The following is a 15,052-nucleotide window of genomic DNA, read 5'->3' as shown; positions in this document are numbered from 1 at the left end:
AGCTTAGGGCCAGGGAAGCCTCTCGCACGTAAACGCGCCTGCAGGCGCGCAAAAGCCCGCGTAGTTCAACTGCACTATGTTGCATATCGGAATAGCCGCAAGTCCGTGTCTGCGAAGCCCGGTATTCGGCTCATGCATGCATGAATTCCGGCAGCCCCATCCCCGCGGGCAATTCAAACCCGCGTATACGTCCCTCTCCCTTAAGCCTTCCGCTGTCTCCGGTTTACGCCGAACCCTTGCCGCCGCCCTGGGCTCGTCTTTCGGTTTACATCTTTCTTTCATGTATACAAATAGTGGTAGTAGATAAGCACCGTCTCCGTCTGTGGAAAACCACGTAAACGTCTTTGTCTTCAACGGTTTACGTAAACGAGAAGTGGTCGCATCCAATGTTGGTCGCAGTGGATGAATCAGCCTGTCGGATGAAGTGGTTTGGTAAACGCCCGGACTTATGCCTGAGGCATCCCCATGCCAGCCCCAGGCAGCCCACATCGAATCCGCGTGCTTTTCCACAGATGGAGACGGGGTTATCCACATCGGCGAGGTATACATGGTTGGCCGGTATACCCCCCCCCAGGAGGGGGCGCGAGCGGTTAACCCGGGGTCACGGGGATCACGTATACGTGCCGCAGCCGCGCCGGTATCATGCCGATCGCGCCGGAACGGCCGGCACAGGCAAGCGACACGCACGGAAAGGCAAATGGCGGACAAGGCAAAGCACAAGGCAGCGGGCAAGAAGACAGCGAGCGACCGCATCGAGGTGCGCCAGTCAGGCGTTCACGGCAAGGGCGTTTACGCGATCGCACCCATCGTCGAAGGCGAACGCGTGATCGAATACAAGGGCGAGCACATCTCGTGGAAGAAGGCGCTAGAGCGCCATCCGCACGATCCGAGCGATCCCAACCACACTTTCTACTTCAGCCTGGATGATGGCAGCGTCATCGACGCCAAGTTCGGCGGCAACCGCGCGCGCTGGATCAACCACGCCTGCGAGCCCAACTGCGAGGCGCGCGAGAAGAAGGGCCGCGTCTATATCCACGCGCTGCGCGATATCGCCCAGGGCGAAGAACTGTTCTATGACTACGGCCTGGTGATCGAGGCGCGCTATACCGCCAAGCTGAAGAAGGAATTCGAGTGCCGCTGCGGCAGCCCGCAATGCCGCGGCACCATGCTGGCGCCGAAGGACAAGAAAAAGAAAAAGTAAGGCCGGAAGCGGTTCAGCCGGCCGAGCCTGCCGGCTCGCACGGGATCCGGATCACGAAACGCATGGTCGGCCTGCGTTCCGGCTTGCCGTCCGCGCCCTGTGGGCTGGCCGGCTGCTGCGGCACATCCTCGATATGGATGGTGCCCTGGTGCAGGGTCACGATCTCGTGCACGATGGCCAGCCCCAGGCCGGCACCGCCGCTCTGGGCCGCGCGGTCGCCGCGGAAAAAGCGCTTGAACACCTCTTCGCGCCGCTGCGGCGGGATGCCGGGCCCGTTGTCTTCGATCATCACCACCGCCATGCCGCGGTGACCCATGGCCTCGCCGCCGGCGCGCACCGTGATGCGGCCGCCGGCCGGCACGTACTTCACCGCATTGTCGATCAGGTTGGACAGCGCCTCGCGCATCAGCAGGCGGTTGCCGCGCACGACCGCGGGCGTGCTGCCGGTGAAAGTCGGTCCGGGCAATATCTCGAAACCCAGGTCGATGCGGCGGGCCAGCGCCTGCGGCACCCATTCGGCGCCGATCTCGAAGGCAAGCTCGGCCAGGTCGAAGTGCTCCACCGGCCCGAGCCGCTCCAGCGACAGCCCGGGCTCGGCACGCGCCAGCGACAGCAGCTGGTTCGACAGCCGCACCGCGCGGTCCGCGGCGGTCTGGACTTCACGCAGCGCATGCCGGGCGACTTCCGGCGAATCGGCTTCCACGGCGCGGTCGGCATGCAGCTTGACCGCGGTCAGCGGCGTGCGCAGCTGGTGCGCGGCATCGGCGATGAACTTGCGCTGCGCGTCGAGGGCGTCGCGCAGCCGCGCCAGCAGCCCGTTCAGGCCGCGGATCAGCGGCGCCACTTCCGCCGGCACCTGGGTCTCGTCCAGCGCCGCCAGCGAGCGCGCGGTCTGCCGGTTGAGCTTGTCGGCCAGGATCTGCAGCGGCACCAGCTCTTCCTTGAGCACGTGCGACAGGATCAGGCTGCCGACCAGCAGCAGCAGGATCAGCGGCACCGACACCGACAGCAGGATCTCGTTGGCAGCGGTCTCGCGCCGGTCGAGCAGCTCGGCCACCTCGATCACGATGGGCCCGCGCGCCGGCTTGCCGGCCTCGCTGGTGCCAAGCTCGTCCACGGCGGCGCTGGGCAGCATCACCGGCAGCCGCACCGCGCGCACCTGGCGTCCGCTGAACCAGGCGTAGAACAGCCGCGCGTCGTGCAGCGTGGTCTGGCCGGTGCCGTAGCCGAGCCACGTGTCCATGCCGCCGATCAGCCCGTCGGGCCCGTGGATGCGCCAGTAGATGCGGTCGGTGCCCTCGGCCTCGACCAGCGTCTGCGCGATCATCGGAATGTCCTGCTCCAGCCGCGGGCCGGCAATGCGGATCTGCTGGGCGATGTTGTTGGCCACGCCGTATAGCGCGCGGTCGAATACCTGCGTGGTGTAGTGCGCCGCCAGCCAGTAGGACAGCGAGCCGCTGGTCAGTACCAGCGCGAACAGCGGGGTCGCCAGCGCGCGCAGCAGGTGCACGCGCAGGCTGATGTTGGAGCCGGGGCGGGTGGCCTGGCGTGTCGAGGCGGGCGCGGCGCCGCTGCCGTCAGCTGCGGCGGAAGCTGGCAGCACGTTCCGCGTTGCGATGCGGGAGGCAGTGCGCCATGAGACTCGGGAGGAGGTGCGGGAGCGGGGCCACATTGCCGGCTGGGCAGAGGATCAAGGCCGAGGGTCAGGGCCGCGCCGCGGGCAGCGCAAGCGGCCGGAACGGTTTCATTGGCCGGCGCGGTTCTGCAGCAGGTAGCCGAAGCCGCGCACGGTCACGATCTCGACATCGCTGTCCTCGAGCTTCTTGCGCACGCGGTGCACGTAGACCTCGATCGCGGTGTCACCCACGGTGTCGCCGCCTTCGCCGGCGGGGTGGGCAAAGGTGGCCAGGTGGTCCTGCAGCTGCGCCTTGCTGACCACGCGGCCCTGGCGCTGCAGCAGCAGCTCAAGCACCGCGAACTCGCGCGGCGACAGCTCCAGCGGCCGGGCGTCGATGAACATGCGGCGATCGTTGCCGGACAGGCGCAGGCGCCCCAGGCGCACGTCGCGCTCGGGCGCGGCTTCGCCATGCTGGCTGCGGCGCAGCAGCACGCGCACGCGCGCTTCCAGCTCGGGCAGGGCGAAGGGTTTGATCAGGTAGTCGTCGGCACCGGCGTTCAGGCCCGAGAGCTTGTCTTCCAGCTCGTCGCGCGCGGTCAGGATGATGACCGGGGTGGTGCGGTTGCGCGCGCGGTAGCGCGCCAGCAGGGTCATGCCGTCGATCCCGGGCAGGCCCAGGTCGAGGATGACCAGGTCGTGCTGCTCGCGCAGCAGGTGTTCGGTGGCATAGACGCCGTCATGGACGACGCGTACCTGGTGGCCGGCGCGGGACAGGCCGGCTTCGACGCCGCTGGCAATCTGGCGGTCGTCCTCGATCAGCAGGATACGCATGGCGGCTCGGGCAGGAGGTTGGGCATGGCTGGAGGAGGGCCCATGCAGCACACGCAGGTGCGGGCCTGCCGCAGATTGTACTAGGCGCGGACGGCCGCTTCCTTACGGTTTGCCTACATCCGCCCGGATATCTGCCGCCGAGCCGGGTCTGCCGGGTCTTATTCCGGCACTACCAGCGCCGCCGCGGCGCGCTCGATGAAGTGGGCCAGGTCGATGTCGCGCTGCGTAAGGCCGTTGGCGTCATGGGTCGACAGCGTGATGTCGACGCGGTTGTAGACGTTGAACCACTCGGGATGGTGGTCGGCCTTGTCAGCCTGGATCGCCACGCGCGTCATGAAGCCGAAGGCGGCGTTGAAGTCGTGGAAGGTAAAGCGCTTGTAGATCGCGTCGCGGTCCTGGACGGTGGTCCAGCCAGGCAGTTCGGCGAGCAGCGTGGCTCGGGCTTGCGGGGACAGAGGGGTCATGGTGGGCTCGATCTGGGTCTTGGGGAAAACAGCAACCAGCGTCCGGGGACGCCGCAAAAGCGGATAGCCGGCCCGCCCGCGCCGTGGCGGCGGGCATGCCGGCATTGTTTCACAAAGCGGGAAGCGGGGCAGGCGCCCCGGCGTTCGTCTTCGCTCAGAAATCGTTGCTCAAAAAGCGTCGCTCAGATGTCGTCAGTCTCGGCCCAGCCTTCGCGGGTGCCGACGTTGATCACCTGGTCGCCCGGCACCACGTCGCCGGCGCCCAGCGTTGGCTGCGCGCGCAGTTCCTGGTACAGCGGGGCGAAGTCCGGACGGGTCGCGTCGAACAACTGCTCGAAGCTGTCGATCACGAAGTAGGTCTTCTGGAACGTGTCGATGCGGTAGCGCGTGCGCATGATGCGGCGCACGTCGAAGCCGATCCGGTTCGGGCTGGCCGAATCCAGGCTGTAAATCGATTCGCCCTGGCTCGACAGGATGCCCGCGCCGTAGATGCGCAGTCCTTGCCCGGTGCGGATCAGGCCAAACTCCACCGTGTACCAGTACAGGCGCGACAGCATGTCCAGCGCTCCCATGCCGGCCGCCTTCAGGCCACCCTTGCCGTAGGCCTCCATGTAGTCGGCGAAGACAGGGTTGATCAGCAGCGGCACGTGGCCGAACACGTCGTGGAAGCAGTCCGGCTCCTGCAGGTAGTCCAGCTGCTCGGGCTTGCGCATCCACCAGCTCGCCGGGAAGCGGCGGTTGGCCAGGTGCTCGAAGAACACCTCGTCCGGCACCAGGCCGGGCACGGCCACCACCTGCCAGCCGGTGGCGCGCATCAGGGTTTCGTTGAGCTGGCCGAAATCCGGCACGCGGTCCTTCTCCATGCCCAGCGTGGCCAGTCCTTGCAGGAATTCGTCGCTGACCCGGCCCTGCAGCATTGCCGCCTGGCGCTCGTACAGCTTGCGCCAGATAGCGTGGTCGGTGCTGGTGTAGCGGTGCACCGGCTGCGCGATGGTGAAGTCGGGGCGCAGCGACTGGCCGGACAGCAGGCCTTCGTCGAACTGTTCCCGCAGCTTGTCGGTCAGGGTGCCCTGGAAGGCGGCGGGGGCTTCGGTGGCGGCCATGGCGGGTGTGGACATGGGGTTGTCTCCTGGATTTGTTGGTTTGCTGCGGCGCAGGCAGCTTGAATGCGGATTTACTGCGTAGTTTATGGATTGCGTGCTGCATGCAGGCCGCAATATCGGCTTGTTTTGGAGGTGGCGTGCATGTAATGTGCGCCATACGATCAAGGAATGCGGGATTTGTGTATGACTGCCCAAAGCGTCTCACTCGACCAGTTCGACCTTGCGCTGCTTGCCGCGCTGCAGGCCGACGGCCGCGCCACCCACCAGCAGCTGGCCGAGCGCGTGCATCTGTCGCCGAGCCAGGTCGGCCGCCGCCTGGCGCGGCTGGAAGCCGACGGCGTCATCACTGGCTACCGTGTCAGCCTGTCGACGCAGGCGCTGGGGCTGGGCGTGCTGGTCTTTATCAGCGTCAAGCTGGCGCACCACGGCGACACCATCGTCGAGCGCTTCCGCGAGGAAATCCTGCTTCTGGAAGAGGTGCAGGAGTGCTATTCGGTGGCGGGTGAGGCCGACTACCTGATCCGCGTGGTCGTGCCGGACCTGCCGACGCTGGCGGAATTCACCATGAAGCGGCTGATGCGGGTGCCTGGCGTGGAGAGCGTGCGTTCCAATATCGTGCTGACCGCGATCAAGTGCGAGGGGGCGCTGCCGCTGTCGCACCTGCGTTGAATCTTTTCCCGGGACGCCTTGCAGGATTGCGTGCCGGTCTTGCACTCCTGTGGCGTGCGTGTCACCCTCGCCGGGTGCCACAAAGTGGCGGAAAAGGGAGGGTGGCAGGATGAGGGGAATCGTCGCCGGAGCCGATCGGGACCTTGGCAGGAGGCAGCCGGCGCGCGTGTCATGCGCTGCGGCATTGGCGCTGGGCGCCGCGCTCGCCCTGCTTGCCGGGAGCCCAACCGCCCATGCCGCCCAGGTCACCCGCTTCTCGCCGGAAGGCACGGTGGGGCAGGTCCGGCAGGTGGCGATCCGCTTCGACGAGGCCATGGTGCCGATGGGCGACGTGCAGGCCGCCGCGCCCGCCGCGGTGTCCTGCACCGGCGCCAGCACCAGCGGCCAGGCCCGCTGGGTCGATGCCAGGAACTGGGTCTACGATTTCGCCAGCGACCTGCCGCCCGGCGTACGCTGCAGCGTGCGCATGCGTACCGGGTTGAAGAGCGTCGCCGGCACCGCCTATGCCGGCAAGCCCGAATACCGCTTCGAGACCGGTGGCCCGACCGTGATCGCCAGCCGGCCGTCCGGCGGCGAGATCGAGGAAGACCAGGTCTTCGCGCTGCGCTTCAACGGACTGGCCACGCCGGCGTCGGTACGCGAGCACGCCTGGTGCCAGGCGCAAGGGCTGGGCGAGCGCATCCCGGTGCGGCTGCTCACGGGCAAGGAACGCGACGACCTGCTCGAAGCGATCCGCTGGACCAAGCTGGCCAAGCCGGCGCCCGATGCCGTCCATCTGCTTGCCTGCCAGCAGCGGCTGCCGGCTGCGGCGCGCGTGCAACTGGTGCTGGGCGCGGGCATCGCCACGCCGTCGGGTGTGGCCACGCGCGACGAGCGGCGCTTCGACTACACCGTGCGCGAGCCCTTTACCGCCAGCTTCAGCTGCGAGCGCGAGCATGCGCAGTCGCCGTGCACGCCGCTGCGGCCGATGTCGGTCACGTTTTCGGCGCCGGTGCCGCGCAAGCAGGCCGAACAGGTCGTGCTGAAGACACCGAACGGCCCGCGCGCGCCGCGATTCGATCCCGACCTGGCGCCGGATGCCAGCGTCAGCGCATTGACCTTTGCCGCTCCGTTCGCGGAGAAAGTCCAATTCACCATCGAGGTACCGAAGGACCTGAAGGATGACAGCGGCCGCACGCTGTCTAATGCCGACCTGTTCCCGCTCAAGGTCGCGACCGCCGCCATGCCGCCGCTGGCCAAGTTCTCGGCCGCGCCATTCGGCGTGGTGGAGCGCTTTGGCGAGCTGCCGCGCGGCAAGTCGCCGGCGGACTATCCGCCGCTGTTGCCGGTGACGCTGCGCAATGTCGAGGCGGACCTGGCCGTTCGTGGCATCCAGGCCCGCGCCGGCACGGTGATGAAGCTGCGCGTGGATGACGATGCAGCGGTGATGCAATGGCTCGGCCTGGTGCGGCGCATGCATGAGTCCAGCTATACCCGCGGCGAACTCGACGCGGTGCTGGCGGGCCGCTCGCCTTACCGCGTCAACAACCCGCGCAATGCGGTATCGATCGAGGCGCGCTCGGTGTCTCTGCTGGAGCGCGCGCCCGGCGTGCAGAAGCTGGCCGTACCCAAACCATCGGGCGACGGCCCGCGGCCGTTCGAGGTGGTCGGCATCCCGCTGCCCGAGCCGGGCTTCCACGTGGTCGAGATCGCTTCGCCGATGCTGGGCGAGGCGCTGCTCGGCAAGCGCGCGCCGATGTACGTGCGCACCGCTGCGCTGGTGACCAACCTGGGCGTGCATTTCAAGCTGGGCCGCAGCCTGGGCAACGAGGATGACGGCAGCCGCAGTGGCCTGGCGTGGGTCACAGCGCTCGACGACGGCAAGCCGGTGGCCGACGCCGCCGTCGCGGTGCGCGACTGCAGCGGGCGCCTGCTGGGCGAGGGCCGCACCGACGCCAGCGGCGTGGTGCGCTTTGCCAAGCTCGAAGCCGCGCCGGAATCCACTTGCGACCAGAACGGACTGTCCGGCTACTTCGTGTCGGCGCGTATCGCCGCGGGGCATCCGCAGGCACGTGGCAAGGCCGACATGGCCTTCGTGATGTCGGACTGGAACCGCGGCATCGAAACCTGGCGCTTCAACGTGCCCACCGACACCAGCACCGCGCCGACGGTGCGTGCGCATACCATCTTCGACCGTACCTTGCTGCGCGCCGGCGAGACCGTGTCGATGAAGCACCTGATCCGCGCCGAGACCGCGCAGGGCTTTGCCTTGCCGCCGGCCAGCCGCCCGCTACCCACTCGCGTGACGATCCGTCACGACGGCAGCGGCCAGGCCTATGAGCTGCCGCTGCAATGGCGCCAGACCGCGACCGGCGGGCGCAGCGCGGAAAGCACGTTCCAGGTGCCGCCCGCGGCCAAGCTCGGCGTCTACACCGTCGAGCTGGAAGCGCAGCAGGGTGGGGGGGCGAACGGCCGGGACGAGGGTTCGCGTACCTATTCCAGCGGCAGCTTCCGCGTCGAAGCGTTCCGGCTGCCGGTGCTGGCCGGCACGCTGCAGTTGGCCGGCAAGGCAGGCGCCGCGATCGCGCCGGCCGAGCTGCCGGTCGGCGTGGAAATCCACTACCTGTCCGGCGGCGGCGCGGCCGGCCTGCCGGTGCGGGTGTCGGCGCTGCTGCGCGACAAGAGCGTCAGCTTCCCCGGCTATGACGAGTTCTCGTTCAACCCGCCGCGCCCGCAGCGCGAAAGCGCCGGCGGCGATGAGGAGGTGGATGACTCGGAGCAGCCCGATGACGGCCAGAAGCTGGTGGCCGACAAGCTGCCGCTGACGCTGGACAAGAACGGCAACGGCACCGTCACGCTGCGCAAGCTGCCCAAGACCGATGCACCGCGTGACCTGCTGCTCGAAGCCGGCTTTGCCGACCCCAACGGCGAGATCCAGACGCTGCGCCAGACCGTGCCGCTGTGGCCGGCCGGTGTGGTGGTCGGCATCCGTACCGAAGGGTGGGTCTCGGTGAAGCAGAAGCTGGCGGTGCATGGCGTGGTGCTGGACCTCAACGGCAAGCCGGTGGCCGATGCGCCGGTCAAGCTCAACGCGCGCGCACGCATTACTACCTCGGCGCGCAAGCGCGTGGTCGGCGGCTTCTACCGCTATGACAACCGCACCGAGACGCGCGACCTCGGCACCGTGTGCGAGACCCGCACCGATGCGCAGGGCCGCGCGCGCTGCGAGGTGGCGCTGGAGCAGGCCGGCCAGGTCGAACTGGTGGCGAGCGCGCGCGACAAGGAGGGACGCACCGCGCAGGCCGCTTCGACGGTGTGGGTCACGCGCCAGGGCGAACTGTGGTTCGGCGGCGAAAACCATGACCGCATCGACCTGCTGCCCGAGAAGAAGTCCTACGCGCCGGGCGACACCGCGGTGTTCCAGGTGCGCATGCCGTTCCGCCACGCCACTGCGCTGGTGGCGGTGGAGCGCGAGGGCGTCTACCAGACCCAGGTGGTCGAGCTGCATGGCAGCGACCCCACGGTGCGCGTCCAGGTCAAGCCGGAGTGGGGGCCCAATGTCTACGTCTCGGTGCTGGCGCTGCGCGGGCGCCTGCATGAGGTGCCCTGGTATTCGTTCTTTACCTGGGGCTGGCGCCAGCCCGGCGAGTGGTGGCGCGCCTTCCGCAGCGAAGGCCGCGAATATGCCGCACCGACGGCGCTGGTCGACCTGTCCAAGCCGGCCTTCCGGCTGGGGCTGGCCGAGATCAGGGTGGGCAATGCCGGGCACCGGCTCGATGTCACGGTGACGCCCGACAAGACCAGCTATCCGGTGCGCGGCAAGGCACGCGTGGCGATCCAGGTCAGGCTGCCCGACGGCAAGCCCGCCGCCAATGGCGAAGTCGCGCTGGCCGCGGTCGACCAGGCGCTGCTGGAGCTGATGCCCAACACCAGCTGGGACCTGCTCGACGCCATGCTGCAGCGGCGCGGCTATGGCGTGGAAACGTCGACCGCGCAGATGGAAATCATCGGTCGCCGGCACTATGGCCGCAAAGCGGTGCCCGCGGGCGGTGGCGGCGGCAAGAGCCCGACGCGCGAGCTGTTCGACACGCTGCTGCTGTGGAACCCGCGCGTGCAGCTCGATGCCGAAGGGCGCGCCAGCCTGGAAGTGCCGCTGAACGATTCGCTGACCAGCTTCCGCATCGTCGCGGTGGCCGACCTTGGCGTTGGCCGCTTCGGTACCGGCAGCGCCACCATCGCCGCCACGCAGGACCTGCAGGTGATTTCCGGCTTGCCGCTGCTGGTGCGCGAGGACGACCGCTACCGCGCCATGTTCACGCTGCGCAATACCACCAGGCGCGCGATGACCGTGCAGGCGAGCGCGCGCGCCACGCTGCTCGGCAACGACGGCACGCTGCCGGCGCAGACCGTGCAGATTCCCGCGGGTGAAGCGCGCGAAATCGGCTGGGACGTGACCGCACCCATGCTGCTGGCGTATGCGCGCAGCGGCACCGTGATGTGGGAAGTGCAGGCGAGCGAGCAGGGCGGCGGCAATGCCGGCGACCGCATCAAGGTCTCGCAGCAGATCGTCCCAGCGGTGCCGGTGACGGTACAGCAGGCCACGCTGGCGCAGGTGGCGCCGTCGCTGTCGGTGCCGGTCAAGGCGCCGCCGGGTGCGCTGGCGGATCCCGCCGGCAAGGTGCGCGGCGGGCTGCAGGTGAACTTCCAGTCGTCGCTGGCGGGCGGCATGCCGGGCGTGCGCGAGTGGTTCCGCAACTATCCGTTCACCTGCCTGGAGCAGCGCGCGTCGAAGGCGATCGGCCTCAACGACACGGCCGCGTGGGAAGCACTGATGACACAGCTGCCGTCGTACCTCGACGCCAACGGGCTGGCTTCGTACTTCCCGCTGGCTTCCGACAGCGACTATGGCAGCGAGGTGCTGACCGCTTACCTGCTGGCGGTGACGGACGAGGCCGCGCGCGCCGGTCTGGCGTTGCGCATTCCCGACGCGCAGCGCGCACAGATGGAGCGCGGCCTGGCCGACTTCGTCGAAGGGCGCATCCGCCGCGACAGCTGGTCGCCGGCGGGCGGCACGCAGTACCTGGAGGTGCGCAAGCTGGCCGCGCTCGAAGCGCTGTCACGCACCGGCCATGCGCAGGCACGCATGCTGGATGCGATCCAGATCCTGCCGGCGCAATGGCCGACCTCGGCGCTGCTCGACTGGACCCTGCTGCTGACGCGCGTGGCCGATATCCCGCAGCGCGAGCCGCGGTTGGCCGAGGCCCAGCAATTGCTGCGTTCGCGCCTGACGGTGCAGGGCACGCGGCTGGCGTTCTCCACCGAGCACAACGACAACTGGTGGTGGATGATGGCCGGTGGCGATACCAACGCTGCGCGCCTGCTGGCGCTGGCCGCGGAGCTGCCGGGCTGGAAGGAAGACGCGCCACAGCTGGCCACCGGGTTGATCGGCCGTCAGGTGCGCGGCGCATGGGGCACCACCACTGCCAACGCGTGGGGCATGCTGGCGGTGACGCGCTTCGCGCAGGTGTTCGAGAAGACGCCAGTCGCGGGCAGCGCGCGTGTCGCTGTGAGCAACGCAGCCGATGGCACGCGCAGCTTCGACTGGGCCCGGGCGCAGCGCAACGACGGCGTGGCGCAGGGCAGTGTCGACCTGCCGTGGCCGGCAGGCACCGAAGGCGGCACGCTGCATGTCGAGCAGGCCGGCGCGGGCCATCCCTGGGCGACTGTGCAGGCACTGGCCGCGGTGCCGGTCACCGCGCCGCTTGCCGCGGGCTACCGCATCATGCGCACCGTGACGCCGCAGGAGCAGGCGGTGCCGGGCAAGTGGTCGCGCGGCGACGTGTACCGCGTCAAGCTCGAGATCGATGCGCAGGCCGACATGACCTGGGTCGTGGTCAGCGATCCGGTGCCCGCCGGCGCCACCATACTCGGCAGCGGCCTGGGCCGCGATTCGCAGATCGCCACGCGCGGCGAGCGGCGCAAGGGCGTGGCGTGGCCGGCCTACACCGAACGCACGCCGCAGGCGTATCGCGAGTACTTCGGCTACCTGCCCAAGGGGACGGTCTCGGTCGAGTACACGGTGCGCCTGAACAACGCCGGCGAGTTCTCGCTGCCGCCGTCGCGTGTCGAGGCGATGTACGCGCCCGATGTGTTCGGCGTGGCCCCGAACGCGCGGCTGGTAGTCGGGGCACGTCCATGAACTGGCTGGCAATGAGGATGCCGGCGCGCGTGCGCGAGTGGTGGCTCGCGGGCGCGCTGGCGGGCCTGATCTATGGCGTCCTGCTGGTGCAGGTGTCGATGGAGTTGCCCGAGGGCGCGCCGCTGAACGGCCAGATCGCCATGCAGCCCGCGTGGAAGGTCGCGATGGCGCTGCTGCTGGCGCGCGCCGCGTGGTTTCACCGGCCGCTGGCGGAGCGGCGCTGGCTGGTGACGGCGCTGGTGTGCTCGGCCATCGGCGATTTCCTGCTGGCGGTGCCGGCGCTGTCGTTCTCGTTCGTGGGCGGGCTGGGTGCCTTCCTGCTGGCGCACCTCGCCTACCTGCGGCTGCTGGTGCCGCTGGCGGGCGACCTGCGCCCGCATCGGCTGATTGCATGCGGCGCCTTGCTGGGCGTGGCCGGCACGATGCTGGGCCGCTTCTGGCCAAATCTTGGCACGCTGACGGTGCCGGTGTCGCTGTACGTGGGCGTGCTCGCGGCAATGGCTTGCAGCGCGCTGGTGGCGCGGCTGCCGACGCCACTGGCCGCGCTGGGCGCGCTGTGCTTTGCCGCGTCCGACATGATGATCGGCATCGCGCGTTTCCTGGTGCCGTTCGAGACCTTCGCGCTCGGGATCTGGTGGACCTACGCCGCGGCGCAGGTGCTGCTGGTGGCGGGCATCGTATCCGGACGGTCGCAACCATGAAGCCGCGCAGCGGGCGTCTTGCCATCCTTGCGCTGTGGCCGCTGCTATGGAGCGCGCACGCTGCCGCGCTGCCGACCTTCATGCCGAACTTCACGCAGGTGCGCGACGACTGGCGCAGCGCCGACGTGGTCGTGCTGGATCGCCACGGCGACGTCGTCGGGCGGGTACGCGACGACTTTCGCGCACGCCGCGGCGATTGGGTCGCACTGGAGCAAACCTCGTCCGCGCTGCGCACGGCTATCGTGCTGTCGGAAGACAAGCGCTTCCATGCGCATAGCGGCGTCGACTGGCAGGGCGTGGCCGCTGCGGCGTGGGCCAACCTGTGGAACACGCGCACGCGTGGCGCTTCGACGCTGACCATGCAGCTGGCCGGGCTGCTGGACGATGACCTGCGCAGGCCCGGCGCGGCGGCGCAGGGGCGCAGCTTCACGCAGAAGGTCGGACAGGCGGCGGGCGCCGCGGTGCTCGAGCGCAGCTGGAACAAGGACCAGATCCTCGAGGCGTACCTGAACCTGGTGCCGTTCCGCGGCGAGCTGGTCGGCTTGTCGGCGATGTCGCAGGTGTTGTTCGGCAAGTATCCGGAAGGGCTCGATGCGCGCGAATCTGCGCTGGCGGTGGCGCTGGTGCGCGCGCCCAATGCGCCGGCCGCACAGGTGGCGCGTCGCGCGTGCGGCATCCTGCGCGAAATGCGGCTGCCGCGCGAATGCGAGGGGCTGGAAGGCTTCGCGCAGCTGGCGCTGCTGCGTACCGGACCGGTGGCGCAGCGTAACGCCATGGCGTCGGCGCCCGCCGCGGGTCGGCAGCTTGCTCCGCATCTCGCGCGCCGGCTGGTCAGCGACACGCGCGCGCAGCTTGCGCCGGGCGCACCCATGCCAGCACGCATGACATCCACGCTCGATGCCCGCCTGCAGCGCGCGGCGGTGGCAAGTCTCGACCGTCACCTGCGCGAGCTGGCTGGGCGCCATGTCGAGGATGGCGCGGTGGTGGTGATCGACAACGCCAGCGGCGACGTGCTGGCCTATGTTGGATCGTCCGGCGCGCTGTCGTCGGCCGCGCAGGTCGACCACGCGGCTGCGCTGCGGCAGGCCGGCTCGACGCTCAAGCCGTTCCTGTTCGCGCAGGCGCTGGAGGAGAGGCGGCTAACCGCGGCGTCGCTGCTCGATGACCGGCCGGTAAACCTGCCGGTGGGCGGCGGACTCTACGTGCCGCAGAACTACGACCATCGCTACGCCGGCTGGGTCAGCACGCGCGCGGCGCTGGCGGCATCGCTGAACGTGCCGGCGGTGCGCACGCTGGTGATGGTGACCCCGCACCGCTTCCACAAGCGGCTGGTGGCGCTGGGCCTGCCGCTGACCGAGGCCGGCGACTACTACGGCTACAGCCTGGCGCTGGGCAGCGCCGACGTGTCCTTGCTGGCGCTGACCAATGCCTATCGCGCGCTCGCCAATGGCGGGCGCTATGCGCCGCCGCGGCTGCGCGAAGGCGCGCCGTTCGCCGCTGCGGTGCCCGTCATGCAGCCGGCCGCGAGCTACGTGATCGGCGATATTCTTGCCGACCGCCACGCGCGCGCCCGCACCTTCGGACTCGACAGTCCGCTGACCACGCGCTTCTGGACCGCGGTCAAGACCGGCACCAGCAAGGACATGCGCGACAACTGGTGCATCGGCTGGTCGCAGCGCTATACCGTCGGCGTGTGGGTCGGTAACGCCAGCGGCGCGGCCATGCATGATGTCTCCGGGGTGTCCGGCGCGGCACCGATCTGGCACGAGGTCATGGACGCGCTGCATCGCGCGCAAGGCAGCCGCGCGCCCGACATGCCCGCGGGCGTCCAGCGCGTGGCGCTGAGCTTCGACGATGGCCTCGAGCCCGCGCGGGAAGAGGTGTTCCTCGCCGGCACGGCAATGACGCGCGTCAGCGTAGGCAAGCCCGCAGCGGCAGCCAGCACCTCTCCGGTGATTGCCAGCCCGGCCAACGGCACTGTGTTCGCGCTCGATCCTGACATGCCACCGGCGTCGCAGCGCGTGTGGTTCCACGCCGAAGGGATCGCCGGCCAGTCCGCACGCGCGGTGAACTGGCGCATGGACGGCAAGCCGCTCGGCCGCGGCGCCGAGGTGGCGTGGCTGCCGTGGCCGGGGCGCCACCAGGTGGAATTGCTCGATGCTGCGGGCAGGGTGGTGGACCGGATCGGCATCGAGGTGCGCGGTGCTTCGGTGCATTCACCGTCCGTGCCTGCCAGGCGCTGACATCGCTGCACGGGCCGTAACGCATAATTGCCGCTTCACCATCC

At 69.2% G+C, this 15,052-nt stretch carries 9 protein-coding genes; 5 read left to right on the top strand and 4 right to left on the bottom strand.

Annotation, left to right across the window (positions count from 1 at the left end; genetic code table 11):
- The first annotated feature begins 697 nt into the window (after window positions 1-697).
- Window positions 698-1,201 carry an SET domain-containing protein gene (locus LPA45_RS17465; protein ID WP_116320049.1) on the top strand — a complete coding sequence of 168 codons (504 nt, stop codon included), beginning with the start codon at window positions 698-700 and terminating at the stop codon, window positions 1,199-1,201.
- Window positions 1,202-1,214: 13 nt separating this feature from the next.
- On the opposite strand, the gene LPA45_RS17460 is transcribed toward LPA45_RS17465, so the two are convergent.
- The 4 genes from LPA45_RS17460 to phhA all read right to left on the bottom strand — a co-directional run bounded on the left by LPA45_RS17460 (window position 1,215) and on the right by phhA (window position 5,217).
- Window positions 1,215-2,873 (bottom strand): sensor histidine kinase, encoded by a 1,659-nt coding sequence (locus LPA45_RS17460; RefSeq protein ID WP_317922963.1) that lies wholly within the window; start codon window positions 2,871-2,873, stop codon window positions 1,215-1,217.
- A gap of 72 nt (window positions 2,874-2,945) precedes the next feature.
- Window positions 2,946-3,650, bottom strand: a complete 705-nt coding sequence (locus LPA45_RS17455; protein ID WP_022537042.1) for a response regulator transcription factor — start codon at window positions 3,648-3,650, stop codon at window positions 2,946-2,948.
- Between the two features lie 158 nt (window positions 3,651-3,808).
- Window positions 3,809-4,114, bottom strand: coding sequence for a 4a-hydroxytetrahydrobiopterin dehydratase (locus LPA45_RS17450; RefSeq protein ID WP_116320047.1), 306 nt, complete (start codon window positions 4,112-4,114; stop codon window positions 3,809-3,811).
- Window positions 4,115-4,296: 182 nt separating this feature from the next.
- On the bottom strand, window positions 4,297-5,217 hold the full coding sequence (phhA, locus tag LPA45_RS17445) for a phenylalanine 4-monooxygenase (RefSeq protein ID WP_376790650.1): 921 nt from the start codon (window positions 5,215-5,217) through the stop codon (window positions 4,297-4,299).
- Window positions 5,218-5,400: 183 nt separating this feature from the next.
- Between phhA and LPA45_RS17440 the strand changes: the two genes are divergently transcribed.
- The 4 genes from LPA45_RS17440 to pbpC all read left to right on the top strand — a co-directional run bounded on the left by LPA45_RS17440 (window position 5,401) and on the right by pbpC (window position 15,008).
- Complete coding sequence (locus LPA45_RS17440; protein ID WP_116320045.1) at window positions 5,401-5,886, top strand: Lrp/AsnC family transcriptional regulator; 486 nt, start codon at window positions 5,401-5,403, stop codon at window positions 5,884-5,886.
- A 109-nt stretch (window positions 5,887-5,995) separates the two neighbouring features.
- On the top strand, window positions 5,996-12,064 hold the full coding sequence (locus tag LPA45_RS17435; RefSeq protein ID WP_367394683.1) for an alpha-2-macroglobulin: 6,069 nt from the start codon (window positions 5,996-5,998) through the stop codon (window positions 12,062-12,064).
- On the top strand, window positions 12,061-12,765 hold the full coding sequence (locus tag LPA45_RS17430) for a lysoplasmalogenase (RefSeq protein ID WP_367394682.1): 705 nt from the start codon (window positions 12,061-12,063) through the stop codon (window positions 12,763-12,765). Before LPA45_RS17435 ends, LPA45_RS17430 begins: the two co-directional genes overlap by 4 nt.
- The gene (pbpC, locus tag LPA45_RS17425; RefSeq protein ID WP_367394681.1) at window positions 12,762-15,008 is read left to right on the top strand and encodes a penicillin-binding protein 1C; all 2,247 of its coding nucleotides are present in this window, start codon (window positions 12,762-12,764) and stop codon (window positions 15,006-15,008) included. Before LPA45_RS17430 ends, pbpC begins: the two co-directional genes overlap by 4 nt.
- Window positions 15,009-15,052: the final 44 nt, after the last annotated feature.

This window comes from Cupriavidus sp. Agwp_2 (genome assembly GCF_040784895.1).
Taxonomy (GTDB): domain Bacteria; phylum Pseudomonadota; class Gammaproteobacteria; order Burkholderiales; family Burkholderiaceae; genus Cupriavidus.
The sequence above is the reverse complement of the archived record's forward strand: the minus strand, read 5'-3'. Positions and strand labels throughout refer to the sequence as shown.

Bases quoted from the DNA above. Each gene is read 5' to 3' on its own strand.
- LPA45_RS17430 (WP_367394682.1), top strand. From the start codon at position 12,061: ATGAACTGGCTGGCAATGAGGATGCCGGCGCGCGTGCGCGAGTGGTGG.
- LPA45_RS17435 (WP_367394683.1), top strand. From the start codon at position 5,996: ATGAGGGGAATCGTCGCCGGAGCCGATCGGGACCTTGGCAGGAGGCAG.
- LPA45_RS17455 (WP_022537042.1), bottom strand. From the start codon at position 3,650: ATGCGTATCCTGCTGATCGAGGACGACCGCCAGATTGCCAGCGGCGTC.
- pbpC (WP_367394681.1), top strand. From the start codon at position 12,762: ATGAAGCCGCGCAGCGGGCGTCTTGCCATCCTTGCGCTGTGGCCGCTG.
- phhA (WP_376790650.1), bottom strand. From the start codon at position 5,217: ATGGCCGCCACCGAAGCCCCCGCCGCCTTCCAGGGCACCCTGACCGAC.
- LPA45_RS17460 (WP_317922963.1), bottom strand. From the start codon at position 2,873: ATGTGGCCCCGCTCCCGCACCTCCTCCCGAGTCTCATGGCGCACTGCC.
- LPA45_RS17465 (WP_116320049.1), top strand. From the start codon at position 698: ATGGCGGACAAGGCAAAGCACAAGGCAGCGGGCAAGAAGACAGCGAGC.
- LPA45_RS17440 (WP_116320045.1), top strand. From the start codon at position 5,401: ATGACTGCCCAAAGCGTCTCACTCGACCAGTTCGACCTTGCGCTGCTT.
- LPA45_RS17450 (WP_116320047.1), bottom strand. From the start codon at position 4,114: ATGACCCCTCTGTCCCCGCAAGCCCGAGCCACGCTGCTCGCCGAACTG.